Raw genomic sequence first — 15,619 nt, 5'->3', positions numbered from 1 at the left:
GTCCAGGGGCCTGGCGGCCGAGCGGCACCGGGCCGAGGATCAGCCCCGTGCCCACCCGCCGCCGTCATCTTCTGGGGGCAAGGTGCCGACCGGGCCCGCGCTGAGGGCCGGGGACATGGCCCTGTGCGCCCTGTCCGACGGGCCGAAACCGCACGTCGGCGGTCCGATCACGCCCGCCGCGTCGGTGCCGACCGTCCTCATCGGCGGTGCCCCGGCGGCGGTGGCGAACGCAATCCCGGGCGGGATCGTCTGCGTCTCCCCGGCCCCGAACGGCATCGCGCAGGGCAGCATGACGGTCCTGGTCGGCGGGTTTCCCGCCGCACGGCTGGCCGACCTCTCCATGCACGGCGCGCCGATCGCCCCCGGGCCCGGCTGCCCGACCGTGATCATCGGCGGCTGAGCACAGCCCTCCTCGGCGACCGCGAGCGTCCGGCCGGGTCTGCGGGTCAGCCCTCGACCGTCCCGCAGGCGATGCGACCGCCGGCGTCACCGGTGTTGCGTGTCATCTCGTCGGCGCCGGCGGGCGCGTACCTCTCGGGGACGTTCGCGTAGTTGTCGCGGTCGGCGTGCACCATCACGGCGCTGCCGTCGTCGTCGGTGAGGTCCTCGCGGCTCAGCGCGTCGGTGACGGTCGTCAGCGTGCCGGCGCCGGATTGGTCGACGTACAGCACCGGGAGATCACCGGCGTGCGCGCCGTGATCGGCCTCTCCCCCACCGAGGTGCCCTCCGGCGGAGAGGAAGTCCCCCGTCATGGCGGGGTTGGCCGGGTTGACGCTGTCCGGTTCGCAGAGCCCGACGGCGTGCACGTGGAATCCGTGGAACCCGGGCGGCAGGCCCTCCACCTCGACGGACACCTCCAGGGCGCCCTCCTCGTCCTTGAAGCTGACCGTTCCCACCTCCGTGCCCGCCGGGTCGACGAGGCTTGCGGTGAGTTCGTCGTCCGAGTCGGCCGACTCCGATTCGCTCGCCACCTCCCCGCCGGGCGCCGCGGCCGGAGCCTCGGCGCCGCACCCCGTCGCGACCAGCGGAATCAGGCACGGGAACAGCACCGAGAGGGTAGGAACTCGTCGCATGGGAAGCCTCCGGACGGGCGGTCACGTCGTGGTCACTGGACCCCGACGCCGGAAGATGGGCGGCCGTGGGCCCCGTGCCCCGGCGCGGCGCAAGCCTGCCGCACCCGCCGTGGCGACGGAACCCGATCCGCCACCGCTCGTGCGGATCGGCAGCCCCTCAGGTGCTCCCGGGGGCGGACCGGAGCTGCGGCTGCTTCAGGTCGAAGAACTCCGGCTCCTCGACGGTGAGCTTGTCCATCTCGTCCATGGTCGCCCGCAGCTCGAGCGGCATCTCCTTGCGTTCTCCCTCGCGAGCCTCGGCCTCCGAGGTGAAGTACAGGACCATGGTGTAGGCGCCACCGTCGTGCAGGATCTCCACGCTCCCCAGGACGTCGGGACGGTAGGTCGCCCACATCTCCGGGTCCTGCGCCATCAGTTCTCTCGCGCGGGCGGGGTCGCTGGTGCGGCCCTGCATGACCTGGACGAACCCGGCTCGATCCGGATCGCCCTGCAGGTCGACGACGACGTCGGAGCTCTCGCGGAACGAGGCCCCGCCGTCGAACAGGTGCTCGGTCTCCCGCCACCACCGGTCCTGTTCGGGCCGGTCGCTGTTGCGGCGGGCCGACTCCTCCGACTCGAAACGGACCACCGCGATGGCCCGCCCGTCCTCGGTGACGCCGCCCGTGGAGCCGAGCCACCCCACCGCTCCGGGGGCGACGTCCTTCTCCCACCGGTCGACCGCGGCCCGCAGGCCCTCCGCGTCCGACGTCCTGCCCTGGATGACCTGGATGAACATGGTGATCCTCCTGTCGGCGTCGTGATCGCTGCTCCCCGCGACCCGGACGCTAGGGGTGCCCGCGGTCACGGACGAGAGTCGAGAGTCCCGGCCGCGCCGCCCGGCACTGGTCCGGCAGGTCGTCCGTCATGATCCTTCGCGGGCGGGCGATCGGTAACGGTCGGTCGAGGCGAAGCACCACCGCTGCCAGGAGGTATCGATGAGGGTGACCGTGCTCGGGGCCGGCTCGTGGGGGACGACGGTCGCCACCCTGCTCTGCCGACGCGATCACGAGGTGCTGCTCTGGGCCCGCAACCCCGAGGTGGCCACGGAGGTCGACGAACAGCGGAGCAACGAGGGCTACCTGCCGGGGGCCCGGTTGCCCGCCCGGCTGCGGGCGACAGCGGACCTCGAGCGGGCCGCCCGGCACGCCGACCTCCTGGTGGTGGGGGTTCCGACCAGCGCCTTCCGGCAGACCCTGGAACTGGTCCGCCCGCACCTGGCGCCCTGGATCCCGGTGGTGAGCCTCAGCAAGGGGCTGGAACGGGACAGCCATCTGCGCATGACCGAGGTGATCAAGGAAGTGCTGCCCGGCCGGCCGGCCGCGGCGCTCACCGGTCCCAACCTGGCGCGGGAGATCATGGCCGGCCAGGCGGCCGCCAGCGTGATCGCGACGGAGGACCAGACCGTGGCCGCGGCCCTGCAGCGCGAGGTGGCGCGGGGCGTCTTCCGCGTCTACACCCACCACGACGTCGTCGGCTGCGAGATCGGCGGTGCGCTCAAGAACGTCATCGCCATCGCCACCGGCATGGCGCAGGGCCTGGGCGTGGGTGACAACACGCGCGCCGCCGTGATGTCCCGTGGCCTGGCCGAGCTCACGACGCTGGCGGTGGCGATGGGCGGTGAGGCAACCACCCTCGCCGGGCTGGCGGGCATGGGCGACCTGGTCGCGACCTGCATGAGCCCGCAGAGCCGGAATCGCCACGTCGGCGAGCAGCTCGGCCTGGGCCGATCGGTCGAGGAGGTCCTCGGTGAGATGCGCATGGTCGCCGAAGGCGTGCGGACGGCGTCCACGGTGGTGGAGCTGGCCGAACGGCACGGGCTGCACATGCCGATCGCCCAGACCATCCACGATGTCGTCACCGGCCGGATCCGTGCCGCGGACGCCTACCGCGGCCTCGTCCGGGCGGTTCCGGCCGGACACGAGTCCGAGCCCGGCTGACCGGCTCCGGGGACGGCGGCGGTCGCGGAGAACCCACGACCGCCGCCGCACCGATCACCGCCGGATCTCGTAGACGAGGTTGAACGGTGTCTCCGCGGCCCGCCGGAAGTGGCTGAAGCCGGCCTCGGCCACCACCGCCCGGACAGCGGCCTCACCGGCCTGCGCACCCAGGGCGTGACCCCCGTCCTGCGAGAGCCCGTTCGGCACGCAGAGGAACGTCGAGCCGGCGTAGTAGAGCCGGCCCACCGGGTTGAAGTTCTCCTCCACGCGGTCGGAGGCGAAGGGCTCGACGAGCAGCCACCTACCGTCCGGAGCGAGCGCGTCGTGGATCCGCCGGGCGGCCCCCACCGGGTCGCCCATGTCGTGCAGGGCGTCGAACGTCGTCACCAGGTCGTAGCCGCTGCCGCTGAAGGTCTGCGCGGTGGCGACCTCGAACGTGACCCGGTCACCGACTCCTGCCTCGGCGGCGTTCTTGCGCGCCAGCTCGATCGATTCGCCATGGTAGTCCGAGCCGACGACGGTGGTGCGCGGATAGGCCTGGGCCATCAGCACGGACGTCGAACCGAGTCCGCAGCCGAGGTCGGCGACCCGGCCGCCCGCGGTCAGCTTCCCCTCGACCCCCTCCAGCGCGGGGATCCACTGCGGCACCAGTGCGGCGACGTAGCCGGGGCGGAAGAACGCGTCGACCCCCACGAAGACGTCCTCGTCGTGCCGGTGCCAGCCGAAGCCCTCCCCGGTGCGGAAGGCCTCGGTGATCTGCGGCTCGGCCCGCAGGTAGCCGAGCACGGTGAGGCACGCGGCCGGCAGGTTCGGGCCGTTGGGGTCGGCCAGGCAGAACGCCTGCTCCTCGGTGAGCGAGAACTGGCCGGTCGCCGGCTCGTAGCTCACGTAGCCGCCCGCGGCCTGCCCGCGCAGCCACTCGGTCAGGTACCGCCGCGCGCACCCGGTGCGCTCGGCGAACTCCTCGGCAGTCGCCGGCCCCTCGGCCAGGGACCGGTAGAGGCCGAGCCGGTGGCCGATCACCACCTGGCCGGCCGAGCCGGTCGCGCCCAGGTCCGTGACGAACTGCCCCAGGAACGCCTCCACCTTGCTGTGGTCCATCAGGTCTTCTCCTCCGGTGTCCTGCCGGCTGGTTGCCGGACACCACAGAGGGTCGGGGCGGGCGCTGTCACGGCTCTGGCACACGCTTGCACCGCGCTGGCACGACGTACGGGCTTCCGGTGTCGCCCACGACGCGGGCACGCTGTCGCCGGAGGTGCGCGATGACGGGCGGGCGGATCCCACCGCGGGTACGCGTGGACGTTCTCGGGCCGCTGCGGCTGACCGTCGAGGGACGGACGGTCGACGTCCGCGGGCCGAAGCGACGCGCGGTGCTCGCGTTGCTGGCGCTGGCTCAGGACCGGACCGTGCCGGTCGACGTCCTGGTCGACGCGCTGTGGCCCTCGGAGGTCCCGGAGTCGGGTCGGCAGGCGCTGCAGAGCCACGTGTCCCGGTTACGGGGCCAGCTCGGATCCGCTTCCCCTCGCCTGGAGTCCGGCCCGGACGGCTACCGGCTCGTGCTCGACGACGACGGTCTGGACGTCACCGAAGCGCGGGAGCTGCTGACGTCCGCGCGCGGCCGTGCGGCGCACGACCCGGCCCGCGCGTCGGCGCTGCTCCGGGAGGCGATGGGCCTCTGGCGTGGTCCGGTCCTCCCCGACCTCGCGGACGTCCTGCCAGTCGCCACCGCGATCGAGGAGTGCGCCCAGCTGCACCGCGAGGTGACCGATGCGCTCATCGGCAGCGCGGTCGCCGCGGGGCGGGCGGAGGAGGTTCTGGGCCTCGCGGCGGCATCCGTGACCGCGGACCCGCTGCGCGAACCCGCGGTCCTGCTGCTGATGCGGGCGCTGGCGGCGGCGGGGCGCGCACCCGAGGCGCTGCGAACCGGGCGGGAGTACCGGCACCGGCTGGCCGAGGAGGCCGGCCTCGACCCGTCCGCGGACCTGGACCAGCTCGAACGGGAGATCGCCGGCGGGGCCGCCGGCCCCGCACCCCGCCCCCGGGCCGACGTCCGGCCCACCACCCGGCTGATCGGCCGGGACGCCGAAGTCGGAGCGCTGCATCTCCGGCTGGCGAGCGAACGACTGGTCACGGTGGTCGGGCCCGGCGGTGTCGGCAAGACCCGGGTCGCCCTGGAGGTCGGCCGGAGCGGGGCGGCGACGGCGGTGCTGCTGCTGGCACCGGTCACCGACCCGGCGGCCCTCCCCCACGCTCTGGCCGCGGCGCTCGGCCTCGACGTGGTCCAAGGCGACGTCCTCGCGGCCTGTCTCGCCGTCCTGGGTGACCGTCCCGGCCTGCTGGTGGTCGACAACTGCGAGCACCTGGTCGACACGGCGCGCGACATGGTGGACGCGATCCTGTCCGCGTGCCCACGGCTCGCCGTCCTGGCCACCAGCCGGGAGCCGCTCGGCCTCGCCGCCGAGTGCGTCGTCCGCCTGGCGCCGCTCCGGCTCCCGGGGAACGAACCGGATCTCGCGCGGGTCCCCGCGGTCGCGGTCTTCCTGGACCGGGCCGGCCGGGTACGCCCAGGCGTCCAGCCGACGCGGGAGGAGCTGCGCACGATCGCCGACATCGTGCACCGGCTCGACGGGATGCCGCTGGCCATCGAGCTCGCCGCCGGCCGGCTGTCCACCTTCTCCCTGGCCGACCTCCGCAGTCGGCTCGCCCGCTCCCTCGACCTGCTGGGCGGCGGCCGGATCCGTGGCGACACCCGGCACCGCACGCTCCGGGCGACCCTCGAGTGGTCGTACCAGCTGTTGTCGGAGGACGAGCAGCGCCTGTTCCGGCACCTGTCGGTGTTCGTCGACGGGGCCGACGTGGACACCGCCGAGCGGCTCGGCGCCGACCTGGGCCTCGCCGGCGACCCGGGGAGCGTCCTGGCCCGCCTCGTGGACGCCTCGATGATCGAGGTCCGGTTCGAGGGCGGCACCCGCTACCGCATGCTGGAGACGCTGCGGGCGTTCGGCCTGGACAGGCTGGCCGCGGTCGGCGAGAGCGAGGCCGCGGTCGCCCAGCTGCAGCGCTGGGCGGTGGACCTGACGGCCTGGATCGCCGCCACCATGGCCACCGAGGACGAGCCCGAGGCCGATGCCGTCCTCCGCCGCGAGGTGGGCAACCTGCGGGCGGCGTGGCGGTCGGTGCGCAGCCGGGGAGCCCTCGACGCGGCCGCTGCGATGGTCACCTCGCTGTTCGACGCGGTCGCCTACCGCGACCTGGTGGAGCTCCGCAGCTGGGCGGAAGAGCTGGCCGACGACCCGGCGCTCCATGACCACCCCCTCGCTGCCGCAGTGCTGGGCACCGCCGGTGAGGCGGTCTACCACCGCGGCGATCACGCGAAGGCCGAGCGGCTCGCCCGCGCAGGGCTCGAGCGCGCGGCGGATGGACGCGGCACGGCGTACTGCCTGATGCCGCTGTCGGTGGTGGCCCTGGCCAGGGGGGCACACGGTGCGTCCGCCGCGCATGCCCTCGCCGCGGCGGAGCTCGGGGGCCGCTCCGGCGAAGCCCTCGGCGTCGCCGCACTCGCGCTGGCCTACTCGGGAGATGCCGACGGGGCGCGGGTCCTGGGCGACCGGGCGCTCGCCGGCTCGGTGTCGCCCACGCTGCGGTCCTGGGCGGCCTACGTCACGGGCGAGATCGAGACCTCCGTCGGCCGCCGCGATCTGGCCGAGCCGCACTACGTCCGGGCCGTCGAATTCGCCCGGCGAGCGGGCAACACCTTCCTTGCCGGCGTGGCGTCCGTCGGGCTGGTCGCGGCCCGGGCGGCCGCCGGCCGGGCCGCCGAGGCCCTGGTCGGGTACCGCGAGGTGATCGACTACTTCGCCCGCACCGGCAACTGGACCCACCAGTGGACGACGGTGCGCAATCTCGCCGACCTGCTCCGCCGGCTCGGCGACGAGGACACGGCAGCGCAGCTCGACGCCGCCGCCGACGGGGCACCGGACGCGCCCGCCCGCGACGCTCCCCCCGGCGACGGACGGCATCCTTCCGGAGGCCCGGTGCTTCCCCGCGACGCCGTCCTGCAGGTGGCGCGGCGGGCCATCGAGCAGAACCTCACCCGGTCGTGACCGCCACGGCCGGCCGCTCGGCGACCGGCGTCTGCCGGCGGTGCTGGACGAACGACTCGTCGCCCACCCAGGCCGTGTAGCGGTCGACGCCCATGGCGGTGATGAGCCCCGCCGTCTGGGTGGCCTGCGCCGCCAGCGCCCGGACCTTCCGCGCGGCGACGTCGGGGCCCAGCACCAGGTCGAGCGCGAGCGTTCCGTCGGGAGCGGCGACCGGATAGCCGGGCAGGTACACGCCCAGGCTGCCGTCCAGCTCCTTCCACCGGGGCACCCGCCGCTCGGCGACCGCCGAGTGCAGCAGCCGTGCGCCCGGCGCGGCTGCCCGGTCGAACGCCGCGGTGACCCACGCCGACACCATCCGGTGGTCCGGGTGGCCGGTGATGCCGTCCGGGCCGAAGGTCAGCACCGTGTCCGGGCGGACTGCGTCGATCAGGTCGCACAGCTTCGCGACGGCGTCCGGCACCGGGACGTCCGCGCACCGGCCGTCGCGGTAGCCCAGCCAGTGGTGCTCGGAGACGCCGAGGACCTCCAGGCAGCGGGCCAGCTCGACAGTGCGCTCGGCGGCCAGCCGCTGCGGCGGCCACGTCTCCGGGTCGGGTGTGCCGAGCTCGCCGCGGGTGGCCGTCACGCACACCACGCGCGAGCCAAGATTGCTGGCCATCGCCATCAGTCCGCCGGACAGGTACGCCTCGTCGTCGGGATGGGCCCAGATGCCGAGGACGGTGCCCAACGCGGCGACGTCGGATACGGACTCGCTCATGACGCGACCTCTCTTGACCCCCAGCGGTTCGCCCATGGTGGCGGAGGGCGCTCGCAGGGCGCTGTCACGGCGCTGGCGCCGCCGCGTGTGCGCCTGTCGTCGAGCGACGCGTCGTTAGGGTGGCCGCGTGACGACCGAGGCGCCGGCGTGGTTCCCCGACGACATCTCCAGCGCCCTGGACGACAAGCTCGGCATCGAGATCACCGACTGGGACCCTCGACGGGTCGTCGGCCGGATGCCCGTCGACGGCAACACGCAGCCGTTCGGTCTGCTCCACGGAGGAGCGACGTGCAGCCTCGTGGAGGCCGTGGGTTCCTATGCCGCCGCGCTGGGAGCGGGGCCGGACGCTCGCGTGGTGGGCATCGAACTGAACGCCAGCTACCACCTGGCGGCCACGTCGGGCTATGTGACGGCGGTATGCACGCCCCTCGGTTCCGAGCTGCCCCTCGCCGCCTTCGCGATCGAGGTGTTCGACGACGGGGGCCGGTTGACCGCCAGCGCCCGCCTCACCTGCATGGTGCGGCCGGCGAGCGGAGCCTGAGGCTCGCCTTTCCTGACGTGACCCGGGGCGCGCTCCCGGAAGCGCGCGCAGCGGTCGATCACCATGCGTCCGGCGGCAGCCACGCCAATGACCGCCGGCAAGACCGGTGTGTCCTTGAAGGCGGCCTATGGGACGAAGTGCTCACGAAACGTTGTGCGCTGAGGAGCAGTTCTCGGGCGAGAAACTGCTCCTTCGCGCACACTCTTCGGCCGTCCCATAGTGGGCCGCTTGGGGGCACACCCGGCGACGGGAGAGGCCCCCGTCAGGCGGGGTCGAGCCCGGCGTAGACACGGACGGCGTTGCCGCCCAGCACCAGCGGCACGACGTCCTCGGGCAGCCCGAGGGACGCGACCGCCCGCGCGTTGGCCGCCTGCCCCGGGACGCCCGGCCAGTCGGTGGCGTAGATCCACTTGCGGGCCAGCCGGCCCAGGTCGAAACGGTTGTAGTACTCGGGCAGCCGCTTGGGCGGCAGGCCGGACAGCTCGATCCAGACATTGGGCCGGGAGACGGCCAGGAAGGCGGCGGTGTCGTACCACCAGCCGCGGCCACCGTGCGCCAGCACCACGTGGAGGTCGGGGAAGTCGCGCAGCACCGCGTCGAGGTGCATCGGGTCGGCGTAGGCGTTCGTCGACCCCGGGAAGCTGCTGGTCCCCGAGTGGACGACCAATGGCACCCCCCGCTCCACGAGCACCGCGTACGCCGGGTACAGCGCCGCGTCGTCGGCCCGGAACCCGCCGTGGACCGGGTGGATCTTCAGCGCCGCCGCGCCATGGTCGAGCTGCCGGGTGAGCTCGCGGACGATCGGGAAGTGCAGGTGCGGGTTGACGTTGGCGACCGGGCGGAACCGGCGCGGATTGTGCTCGACCAGCGGGAGCAGGTCGTCGAAGAGCTGGTAGCCGGTCGCCTTGGGGCTGTACTCGCAGAACAGCAGGGCGACGTCGACACCCTCGTCCGCGAAGAGGCCGTCGAGGGCCGCCGGATCGGGCGTCCCGTCGGGCCGCCAGATCCGCTCGAGGATCCCGGGAGCACCGAACTGCTGCGCCCACTCGATCCAGGACGGCGACAGCGAACCGAGGACCGGCACGTGCACGTGCGCATCGACCAGGAGGTGCCCGTCAAGCATGCGACTGATCTTCCCGGAGGACGACGCGGGCGGGCGGCGGCTCGGCCGAGAGCAGCGCCACGAGATCGGCGCGACGCTCGCGGACCGCCCGCTGGTTCACGTAGCCCTTGTCCGTGATCTCTCCTGCGTCCAGGGCGGGTGGTTCGGGGAGCACCAGCAGGCGCTCGACGCGCTGGGACGATCCGCCGCCCGCGGCGGCCAGGCGCTCCAGCGTCTGCACGAGGTCCGCCCGCAGCCCGGCGTCCGGGACGCCGTCGTCGTCGCACCGGGCCGCGTGCTCCGGGTGCAACCACACCATGGCGGTGACCTCCAGGCCGTTCTCCCCGCAGATCACCGCGTCGGTGACCAGCCCCTGCGCGGCGGACAGCAGCTGCGGCCGCAGCGTGCCCACGCTGACGAAGGTGCCGGTGGACAACTTGAAGTCCTCGGCGATGCGGCCCCGGAACAGCAGTCCCGCCGCGACGTCGTCCGGGTCGGCCAGGGCGACCGCGTCGCCGGTGCGGAAGAAGCCCTCCTCGTCGAAGGCGGCCTCGGTCAGGTCCGGGCGGCCGAAGTAGCCCGGGGTGACGTTCGCTCCGCGCACCCGCACCTCGGTCTTGTCCCCCGTCGGCACGAGCGCCAGCTCGACACCCGGGAGCGGCACACCGAGGGAGTCGCTGCGGGTGATCGGGAAATGGGCCGACGTCGCGGCCGGTGCCGTCTCGGTGAGCCCCCACGAGGTGGTCATCTGCATCGACCCGCCGTGCTCGGACGACAGCTTCTGCAGCCGGTCCCAGAGCTGCTGCGGCAACGCGGCGGCGGCGAAGAACCCCAGTCGCAGGCGGGACAGGAAGGCCCGTGCTGCCGCCTCGTCGCGTTCCAGGTGCGGCAGCAGGGCGGCGTACCCCGCGGGCACGTTGAGGTAGATCGTCGGACGCGCCTCGGCCAGGTTGCGCACCGTCCGCTCGACGAGGCCCGGCACCGGCCGACCGTCGTCGATCCACATCGTCCCGCCGTTGGTGAGCACCAGGTGGGTGTCGTGGTTGCCGCCGAAGGTGTGGCTCCAGGGCAGCCAGTCCAGCAGGACGGGCGGCTCGTCGACGAGGAACGGCCAGGCCTGTCGCATCTGCTGCTGGTTGGCCGACAGCATGCCGTGGGTGTTGAGCACGCCCTTGGGCGCGCCGGTGGAGCCGGAGGTGAAGAGGATCTTCGCGACGTCGTCCCCTTGCAGGGCCGCGCACCGGCGGTCGACCTCGCCGGTCGGCGCCGCCGCCAGGTCGTCGGGGTGCAGCGCTCCGGACAGGGCGGCGTCCATGCTGAGGACCGTCCGCCCTTCGGCGACGGCCGCGACCGCGCCGGCGAACGAGGCGTTCTCGGCGACCACGAGACCCGGACCGACCAGGTCGGCCATCGCGCGGAGCTTCCCGTGGTCCGCGCTCTGCAGCGAGTAGGCGACGCTGGTCGGGACCACCGGCGTCCCGACCGTCATGGCGGCGAGGGCGACCACGAGGTGCAGGCGGCTGTTGCCGGACAGCACCATCACCGGGCGGTCGGCCAGGCCGCGGTCGAGCAGCCCCTGCGCGAAGGCGTCGACCTGCGCGCGGGCCTCGCCCCACGTCAGCCGGGCCCAGCCCTCCCCCGAGCGCTCGGCGAGGAGCAGCCGGTCGGGATGCGCCTCGCTGCCGGCCCGGAAGGAGTGGACGACGCTGACGGGGTGCGCGGCGAGCGGTTCTGCCGACCGCAGGATCAGTGCGCCGTCGGCCCGCCGCTCGGCCTCGATCCTGGGTTCGGCGAAGGTCCCGGTCATCAGCCGGCAACCCCGAGGAGCGCGCCGGTGTCCGAGGTCCTGCTCATCGGAGCCCACCCTTCTGCTCCACGCCGGTCCGGGCCGCACGGACACCCGTGGTCCGCGATGTTCTACGTCCGGACCTCCGCCGTCAAGAAGTGGTGTAGTCGATCGGGCACGGCGTCGGGACGGGGCTCTCAGCCCTCCCGGACTGGCGCGCCGACCTCCTGGATCCCGGCCGCGTGACGCCGGGCCAGCTGTTGATAGGCCGACGGGTTGCCGTCGACCCAGCCGATCGCGCCCGCGGACAGCGGACCCCGGACACGGGCCGGCGATCCGAGCGCCAGGACCTCGTCGGGGATGACGGCGCCCGGCGGCACGAGGCTGTGCGCCCCGATCAGGGCACGGCGGCCGACGCGGGCGCCGTCCTGCACGGTGGCACCGTTGCCGATCAGCGCCTCGGCCCCGATCACGGCGCCGTGGACGACGCACATGTGCCCGACCGTGGCGCCCGGTCCGATCTCGGTCTCGGGATCGGCGCCCCCGTGCAGCACCGAGTTGTCCTGCACGTTGGCGCCGGCGCGGACGATGATCCGGCCGAAGTCGGCCCGCAGCACCGCGCCGTACCAGACCGACGCCCCGGCCTCGACGACGACGTCGCCGATCAGCGTCGCCGTCGGGGCGACCCAGGCATCGGCGTCCACCTGCGGGGACCGGCCTTCGAACGAGAACAGCGGCATGCGCGGCAGCCTAGGAGTCCGGTCGGCAGCCACCCCGCCGGCCCGTAGGTTTGGGCGGGTGAGCGAGAAGTGGTTCGAGGACTACGTCGTCGGGACGACGACCGAGCACGGGTCGGTCCGGGTGGAGGAGGCCGAGGTGGTCGACTTCGGCCGCCGGTTCGACCCCCAGCCGTTCCACGTGGACCGCGAGGCCGCGGCCGACGGGCCGTACGGCGGCCTCATCGCCAGCGGCTGGCACACCTGCGCGCTGATGATGCGCCTGCTCGCCCAGGAGTACCTGTCGCCGGTCTCCAGCCTCGGCTCCCCCGGCATCGACGAGCTGCGGTGGCTGCGGCCGGTCCGCCCCGGGGACGAGCTGGCGCTGCGCACCACCGTGCAGGAGGCCCGCCTGTCCCGCAGCAAGCCCGACCGGGGTCTCGTGCGGACCCACGTCGAGCTGGTCGGCACCGGCGGCGCCGTCGTCCTGAGCCTGCTCGCGATGAACCTCGTCCGGGCGCGTCCGGCTCAGCGGTAGGGCGAGAAGTCCGGCGGCCGCTTCTCGGCGAAGGCCCGGGCGCCCTCCATGCCCTCCTCGCTCTTCGCGTAGTGGTCGAGGCCGTCGAAGGCCAGGTGCGAGATCCCGCTGATGTGGTCGGTGTCGGCGTTGAACGAGTGCTTGAGGAACTTGATCGCCGTCGGCGAGTAGGAGCCGATCTTCCGGGCCCATTCCCGGGCGGTGTCGAGGAGCTGCTCCTTCGGCACGACCTCGTTGACCAGGCCCCACCGCTCGGCGGTGACCGCGTCGTACCGGTCGAGCAGGAACCAGATCTGGCGGGCCCGCTTCTCCCCCACGACGCGCGCCAGGTAGGCCGAGCCGAAACCCGCGTCGAAGGACCCGACCCGGGGCCCGGCCTGGGCGAAGGTCGCGTTCTCGGCGGCCACCGTGAGGTCGCACAGCACATGCAGGACGTGCCCTCCGCCGATGGCGATCCCGTTGACGGCGGCGATGACCGGCTTCGGGATGTCACGGATGATCCGGTGCAGCCGCTCGATCTCGAAGGTCCCCCACTCCGTCTCGCCGTAGCCGCCGGTCTCGGCCCGTTCCTTGACGTCGCCGCCGGTGCAGAACGCCCGCTCCCCCGCGGCGGTGAGGATGACGGCCGCGACGCGGCGGTCGGCCCAGGCGTGCTTGAACGCCGAGATCAGCTCGTCGACGGTGCGGCCACGGAACGAGTTCATCCGGTCCTGCCGGTCGATCGTGATGACCGCGTGGTTGTCCTCCTCGACCTCGTACCGGATGTCGGTGAACTCCTCGGGCTTCATCCGTGCGCCCCTCCTTCTCGCGTCGGTGGCCACGAGTATGTCGGCCCGTTGACGGGCGTCAACGGCGAGTGGCAGGCTCCGCGCGTGGTCGCCCGTCGTTGCCTCGTCACGGGCGCGGGGCGGGGCATCGGCGCCGCCGTCGCACGCCGCCTGTCCGCCGCCGGGCACGCCGTCGCGCTCACCGCCCGCAGCGGCGACGAGCTCACCGCCCTGGCCGCGGAGCTGCCCGGCCGGTCGCTGGTCGTCCCGGCCGACCTCGCCGACCCGGCGGCGGCGGACGCGGTGGTCTCCCGCGTGGAGGACGAGTGGGGTCCGGTCGAGGTGCTGGTGCTGAACGCCGGCGTCGCGACGTCGGCACCGCTGGGCCGGACCACCGACGAGGACTGGTCCCGCACCCTCGAGATCAACCTGACGGCTCCGTTCCGGCTGCTGCGGCGAACGCTGCCGGCCATGGTGGGGCAGGAGTGGGGGCGGGTGGTCGCCGTCGCGTCGATCGCGGCCAAGCGGGGCGACCCCTACGTGAGCGCGTACACCGCGAGCAAGCACGGGCTCCTGGGTCTCGTCCGTTCGGCCGCCGCGGAGGTGGCCGGAACGGGCGTCACCGTCAACGCCGTGTGCCCGGCCTACGTCGACACTCCGATGACGGCGCACACGGTGGCCACGATCAGCGCCACCACCGGCCGGTCCGAGGCCGACGCGCGTGCCGCCCTCGAGCGCCGCCAGCCCATCGGCCGGCTGATCGCCCCCGACGAGGTCGCCGACGCCGTCCTGCTCTGCCTCGCCTGTGCGGCGATCACCGGCCAGGGGATCAACGTCGACGGAGGAGCGGTCCAGTCATGACCTTCGAACGGATCGACCCGCCGGAGCTGGCCCGGCCCGCCGGCTTCACGCACGCGGTGCTGGCGCACACCGACCGGATCGTGTTCCTCGCCGGGCAGACGGCGCTGGACCCCGAGGGCCGGATCGTCGGCGACGGCGTCGTCGCCCAGTTCGAGCAGGCGCTCGGCAACCTGCTGACCGCCCTGCGCGCGGCCGGCGGGGAACCGCAGCACCTGGCGACGCTCACCGTGTACGCCGTCGACCTCGCCGACTACCGGGCCCACGCGCGCGAGATCGGCGCCGTCTGGCGGCGCCTGGTCGGCTCGGACTACCCGGCGATGGCCGGTATCGGCATCGCCCGCCTCTGGGACGACGAGGCGCTGGTGGAGGTGCAGGGCATCGCCGCCCTCCCCGCCTGACCCGTCGTCCACACCAGCTTTCGGTACCGAAAGCCGCGGCGTGCGCACGAGCTTTCGGTACCGAAAGCTGGGTCAGTCGTCGATCAGGCGGCGGGCGTGCTCGTGGGCCGGACCGTCGAGCCGCGCGCGCAACTCGACGAAGAGGTCCGCGGCGCGGGCGCCGTTCCAGTCGGCGGGCAGCAGGTCCAGGGGCAGACCCGGGTCGGCGTAGGGCAGCCGCCGCCAGTCGGTCAGCAGCCGGACGTAGTCGGCGAACGCCTCCGCCGGCCCGAGGCCGTTCCCCGCGTCGACACGGGCGCGCACCGGCTCCTGGCGGTCGAGGAACTCCGCGTACCGGGCGTGCAGCTGGTCGAGGTCCCACCAGCGGGCGACCTGGTCGCGCACCGCACCGAGGTGAGCGCCGCGGAACAGCTCGACGTAACCGGCCAGCCCCCGGCGGTCCAGCACCTCGGCGGCCTCGTCGGCCAGGTGGCCGGGCGCCACCCACACGCCGGGGGCCACGGTGCCGAAGCCGAGCCGGGTCAGCTGGGAACGCAGCTGGTGCCGCTTGTCCCGCTCGGACTCGGGAACCGAGAAGACGACGAGGAGCCACCCGTCGGACGTCTCGGCCCGCCGACGGCCGAAGATCCGCGCGTCGCCGTCCGCCAGGATCTCCTGGGCCACTTCGGTGAGCGCGTAGCCCGCGACGCCGTCCACCCGCCGGGCGTCGAGCAGACCGCGGCGCTTGAGCCGGGAGATCGACGAGCGGACCGCCGGCTCCTCGACTCCGAGCGCGACCATCAGCCGGACGACGGCGGCGACCGACAGCCAGCTGCCGTGCTCACGGGCGTAGAGGCCGTACAGGCTCACGATCAGCTGCCGGGGCTGCAGCGCACCGGGGGCGCCCAGCACCGAACCGGTTGCCTCCTCGACGGCGGTCACGGGCACACGATAACGACGACCGGCGCCCGCCGGGCCCTCACATCGCGCCCCGTTGACTCCCGTTAGGAATGCACCATACT

16 protein-coding genes are annotated in these 15,619 nt (G+C 73.8%); 7 read left to right on the top strand and 9 right to left on the bottom strand.

From position 1 onward, the window contains the following. The first annotated feature begins 82 nt into the window (after positions 1 to 82). On the top strand, positions 83 to 400 hold the full coding sequence (locus E4P39_RS05720; protein WP_209306367.1) for a PAAR domain-containing protein: 318 nt from the start codon (positions 83 to 85) through the stop codon (positions 398 to 400). A gap of 46 nt (positions 401 to 446) precedes the next feature. Here E4P39_RS05720 and E4P39_RS05715 read toward each other — a convergent pair whose 3' ends face one another. Both E4P39_RS05715 and E4P39_RS05710 read right to left on the bottom strand, forming a co-directional pair. Beyond that, a complete protein-coding gene (locus E4P39_RS05715; protein WP_135135434.1) occupies positions 447 to 1,073 on the bottom strand; it encodes a superoxide dismutase family protein in 627 nt (208 codons plus the stop codon). 157 nt (positions 1,074 to 1,230) lie between these two features. Continuing rightward, positions 1,231 to 1,848 (bottom strand): hypothetical protein, encoded by a 618-nt coding sequence (locus E4P39_RS05710; protein WP_135135433.1) that lies wholly within the window; start codon positions 1,846 to 1,848, stop codon positions 1,231 to 1,233. A gap of 199 nt (positions 1,849 to 2,047) precedes the next feature. Here E4P39_RS05710 and E4P39_RS05705 point away from each other — a divergent pair, with 199 nt between their 5' ends. Beyond that, positions 2,048 to 3,049, top strand: a complete 1,002-nt coding sequence (locus E4P39_RS05705) for an NAD(P)H-dependent glycerol-3-phosphate dehydrogenase (protein ID WP_135135432.1) — start codon at positions 2,048 to 2,050, stop codon at positions 3,047 to 3,049. Positions 3,050 to 3,103: 54 nt separating this feature from the next. Here E4P39_RS05705 and E4P39_RS05700 read toward each other — a convergent pair whose 3' ends face one another. Next, positions 3,104 to 4,150: a class I SAM-dependent methyltransferase gene (locus E4P39_RS05700; protein ID WP_135135431.1), complete on the bottom strand. Its 1,047-nt coding sequence runs from the start codon at positions 4,148 to 4,150 to the stop codon at positions 3,104 to 3,106. Between the two features lie 194 nt (positions 4,151 to 4,344). Between E4P39_RS05700 and E4P39_RS05695 the strand changes: the two genes are divergently transcribed. After that, on the top strand, positions 4,345 to 7,152 hold the full coding sequence (locus E4P39_RS05695; protein WP_209306366.1) for a BTAD domain-containing putative transcriptional regulator: 2,808 nt from the start codon (positions 4,345 to 4,347) through the stop codon (positions 7,150 to 7,152). Here the strand turns inward: E4P39_RS05695 and E4P39_RS05690 are convergent. Next, positions 7,139 to 7,909, bottom strand: coding sequence for a PIG-L family deacetylase (locus E4P39_RS05690; RefSeq protein ID WP_135135429.1), 771 nt, complete (start codon positions 7,907 to 7,909; stop codon positions 7,139 to 7,141). The genes E4P39_RS05695 and E4P39_RS05690 overlap by 14 nt on opposite strands. A 127-nt stretch (positions 7,910 to 8,036) precedes the next feature. Here E4P39_RS05690 and E4P39_RS05685 point away from each other — a divergent pair, with 127 nt between their 5' ends. Continuing rightward, positions 8,037 to 8,450: a PaaI family thioesterase gene (locus tag E4P39_RS05685; protein WP_135135428.1), complete on the top strand. Its 414-nt coding sequence runs from the start codon at positions 8,037 to 8,039 to the stop codon at positions 8,448 to 8,450. 262 nt (positions 8,451 to 8,712) lie between these two features. Here the strand turns inward: E4P39_RS05685 and E4P39_RS05680 are convergent, their stop codons facing one another. The 3 genes from E4P39_RS05680 to E4P39_RS05670 all read right to left on the bottom strand — a co-directional run bounded on the left by E4P39_RS05680 (position 8,713) and on the right by E4P39_RS05670 (position 12,078). After that, on the bottom strand, positions 8,713 to 9,573 hold the full coding sequence (locus E4P39_RS05680) for an amidohydrolase family protein (protein WP_135135427.1): 861 nt from the start codon (positions 9,571 to 9,573) through the stop codon (positions 8,713 to 8,715). Then, positions 9,566 to 11,359, bottom strand: coding sequence for a feruloyl-CoA synthase (locus tag E4P39_RS05675; RefSeq protein WP_135135426.1), 1,794 nt, complete (start codon positions 11,357 to 11,359; stop codon positions 9,566 to 9,568). The genes E4P39_RS05680 and E4P39_RS05675 overlap by 8 nt, the downstream gene beginning before the upstream one ends. A gap of 176 nt (positions 11,360 to 11,535) precedes the next feature. Next, positions 11,536 to 12,078 carry a gamma carbonic anhydrase family protein gene (locus tag E4P39_RS05670; RefSeq protein ID WP_135135425.1) on the bottom strand — a complete coding sequence of 181 codons (543 nt, stop codon included), beginning with the start codon at positions 12,076 to 12,078 and terminating at the stop codon, positions 11,536 to 11,538. A 58-nt stretch (positions 12,079 to 12,136) separates the two neighbouring features. On the opposite strand from E4P39_RS05670, the gene E4P39_RS05665 reads away from it, so the two are divergent. Then, complete coding sequence (locus E4P39_RS05665) at positions 12,137 to 12,592, top strand: MaoC family dehydratase (protein ID WP_209306365.1); 456 nt, start codon at positions 12,137 to 12,139, stop codon at positions 12,590 to 12,592. Here E4P39_RS05665 and E4P39_RS05660 read toward each other — a convergent pair. Further along, complete coding sequence (locus E4P39_RS05660; RefSeq protein WP_135135423.1) at positions 12,583 to 13,380, bottom strand: enoyl-CoA hydratase-related protein; 798 nt, start codon at positions 13,378 to 13,380, stop codon at positions 12,583 to 12,585. The two genes, E4P39_RS05665 and E4P39_RS05660, sit on opposite strands and share 10 nt — an antisense overlap. A gap of 84 nt (positions 13,381 to 13,464) precedes the next feature. Between E4P39_RS05660 and E4P39_RS05655 the strand changes: the two genes are divergently transcribed. Continuing rightward, complete coding sequence (locus E4P39_RS05655; RefSeq protein WP_135135422.1) at positions 13,465 to 14,220, top strand: SDR family oxidoreductase; 756 nt, start codon at positions 13,465 to 13,467, stop codon at positions 14,218 to 14,220. Continuing rightward, positions 14,217 to 14,618, top strand: a complete 402-nt coding sequence (locus tag E4P39_RS05650; protein WP_135135421.1) for a RidA family protein — start codon at positions 14,217 to 14,219, stop codon at positions 14,616 to 14,618. The genes E4P39_RS05655 and E4P39_RS05650 overlap by 4 nt, the downstream gene beginning before the upstream one ends. Positions 14,619 to 14,690: 72 nt before the next feature. On the opposite strand, the gene E4P39_RS05645 is transcribed toward E4P39_RS05650, so the two are convergent. Further along, the gene (locus E4P39_RS05645) at positions 14,691 to 15,539 is read right to left on the bottom strand and encodes a PaaX family transcriptional regulator C-terminal domain-containing protein (RefSeq protein ID WP_135135420.1); all 849 of its coding nucleotides are present in this window, start codon (positions 15,537 to 15,539) and stop codon (positions 14,691 to 14,693) included. Positions 15,540 to 15,619 lie beyond the last annotated feature (80 nt).

It is taken from the genome of Blastococcus sp. CT_GayMR19 (assembly GCF_004570385.1).
Lineage (GTDB): Bacteria > Actinomycetota > Actinomycetes > Mycobacteriales > Geodermatophilaceae > Blastococcus_B.
The sequence above is the reverse complement of the archived record's forward strand: the minus strand, read 5'-3'. Positions and strand labels throughout refer to the sequence as shown.

What these genes read in the sequence shown, in the direction of transcription:
- E4P39_RS05650 (WP_135135421.1), top strand. Translation starts at nt 14,217, where the DNA reads ATGACCTTCGAACGGATCGACCCGCCGGAGCTGGCCCGGCCCGCCGGC.
- E4P39_RS05675 (WP_135135426.1), bottom strand. Translation starts at nt 11,359, where the DNA reads ATGACCGGGACCTTCGCCGAACCCAGGATCGAGGCCGAGCGGCGGGCC.
- E4P39_RS05705 (WP_135135432.1), top strand. Translation starts at nt 2,048, where the DNA reads ATGAGGGTGACCGTGCTCGGGGCCGGCTCGTGGGGGACGACGGTCGCC.
- E4P39_RS05670 (WP_135135425.1), bottom strand. Translation starts at nt 12,078, where the DNA reads ATGCCGCTGTTCTCGTTCGAAGGCCGGTCCCCGCAGGTGGACGCCGAT.
- E4P39_RS05680 (WP_135135427.1), bottom strand. Translation starts at nt 9,573, where the DNA reads ATGCTTGACGGGCACCTCCTGGTCGATGCGCACGTGCACGTGCCGGTC.
- E4P39_RS05715 (WP_135135434.1), bottom strand. Translation starts at nt 1,073, where the DNA reads ATGCGACGAGTTCCTACCCTCTCGGTGCTGTTCCCGTGCCTGATTCCG.
- E4P39_RS05690 (WP_135135429.1), bottom strand. Translation starts at nt 7,909, where the DNA reads ATGAGCGAGTCCGTATCCGACGTCGCCGCGTTGGGCACCGTCCTCGGC.
- E4P39_RS05710 (WP_135135433.1), bottom strand. Translation starts at nt 1,848, where the DNA reads ATGTTCATCCAGGTCATCCAGGGCAGGACGTCGGACGCGGAGGGCCTG.
- E4P39_RS05660 (WP_135135423.1), bottom strand. Translation starts at nt 13,380, where the DNA reads ATGAAGCCCGAGGAGTTCACCGACATCCGGTACGAGGTCGAGGAGGAC.
- E4P39_RS05700 (WP_135135431.1), bottom strand. Translation starts at nt 4,150, where the DNA reads ATGGACCACAGCAAGGTGGAGGCGTTCCTGGGGCAGTTCGTCACGGAC.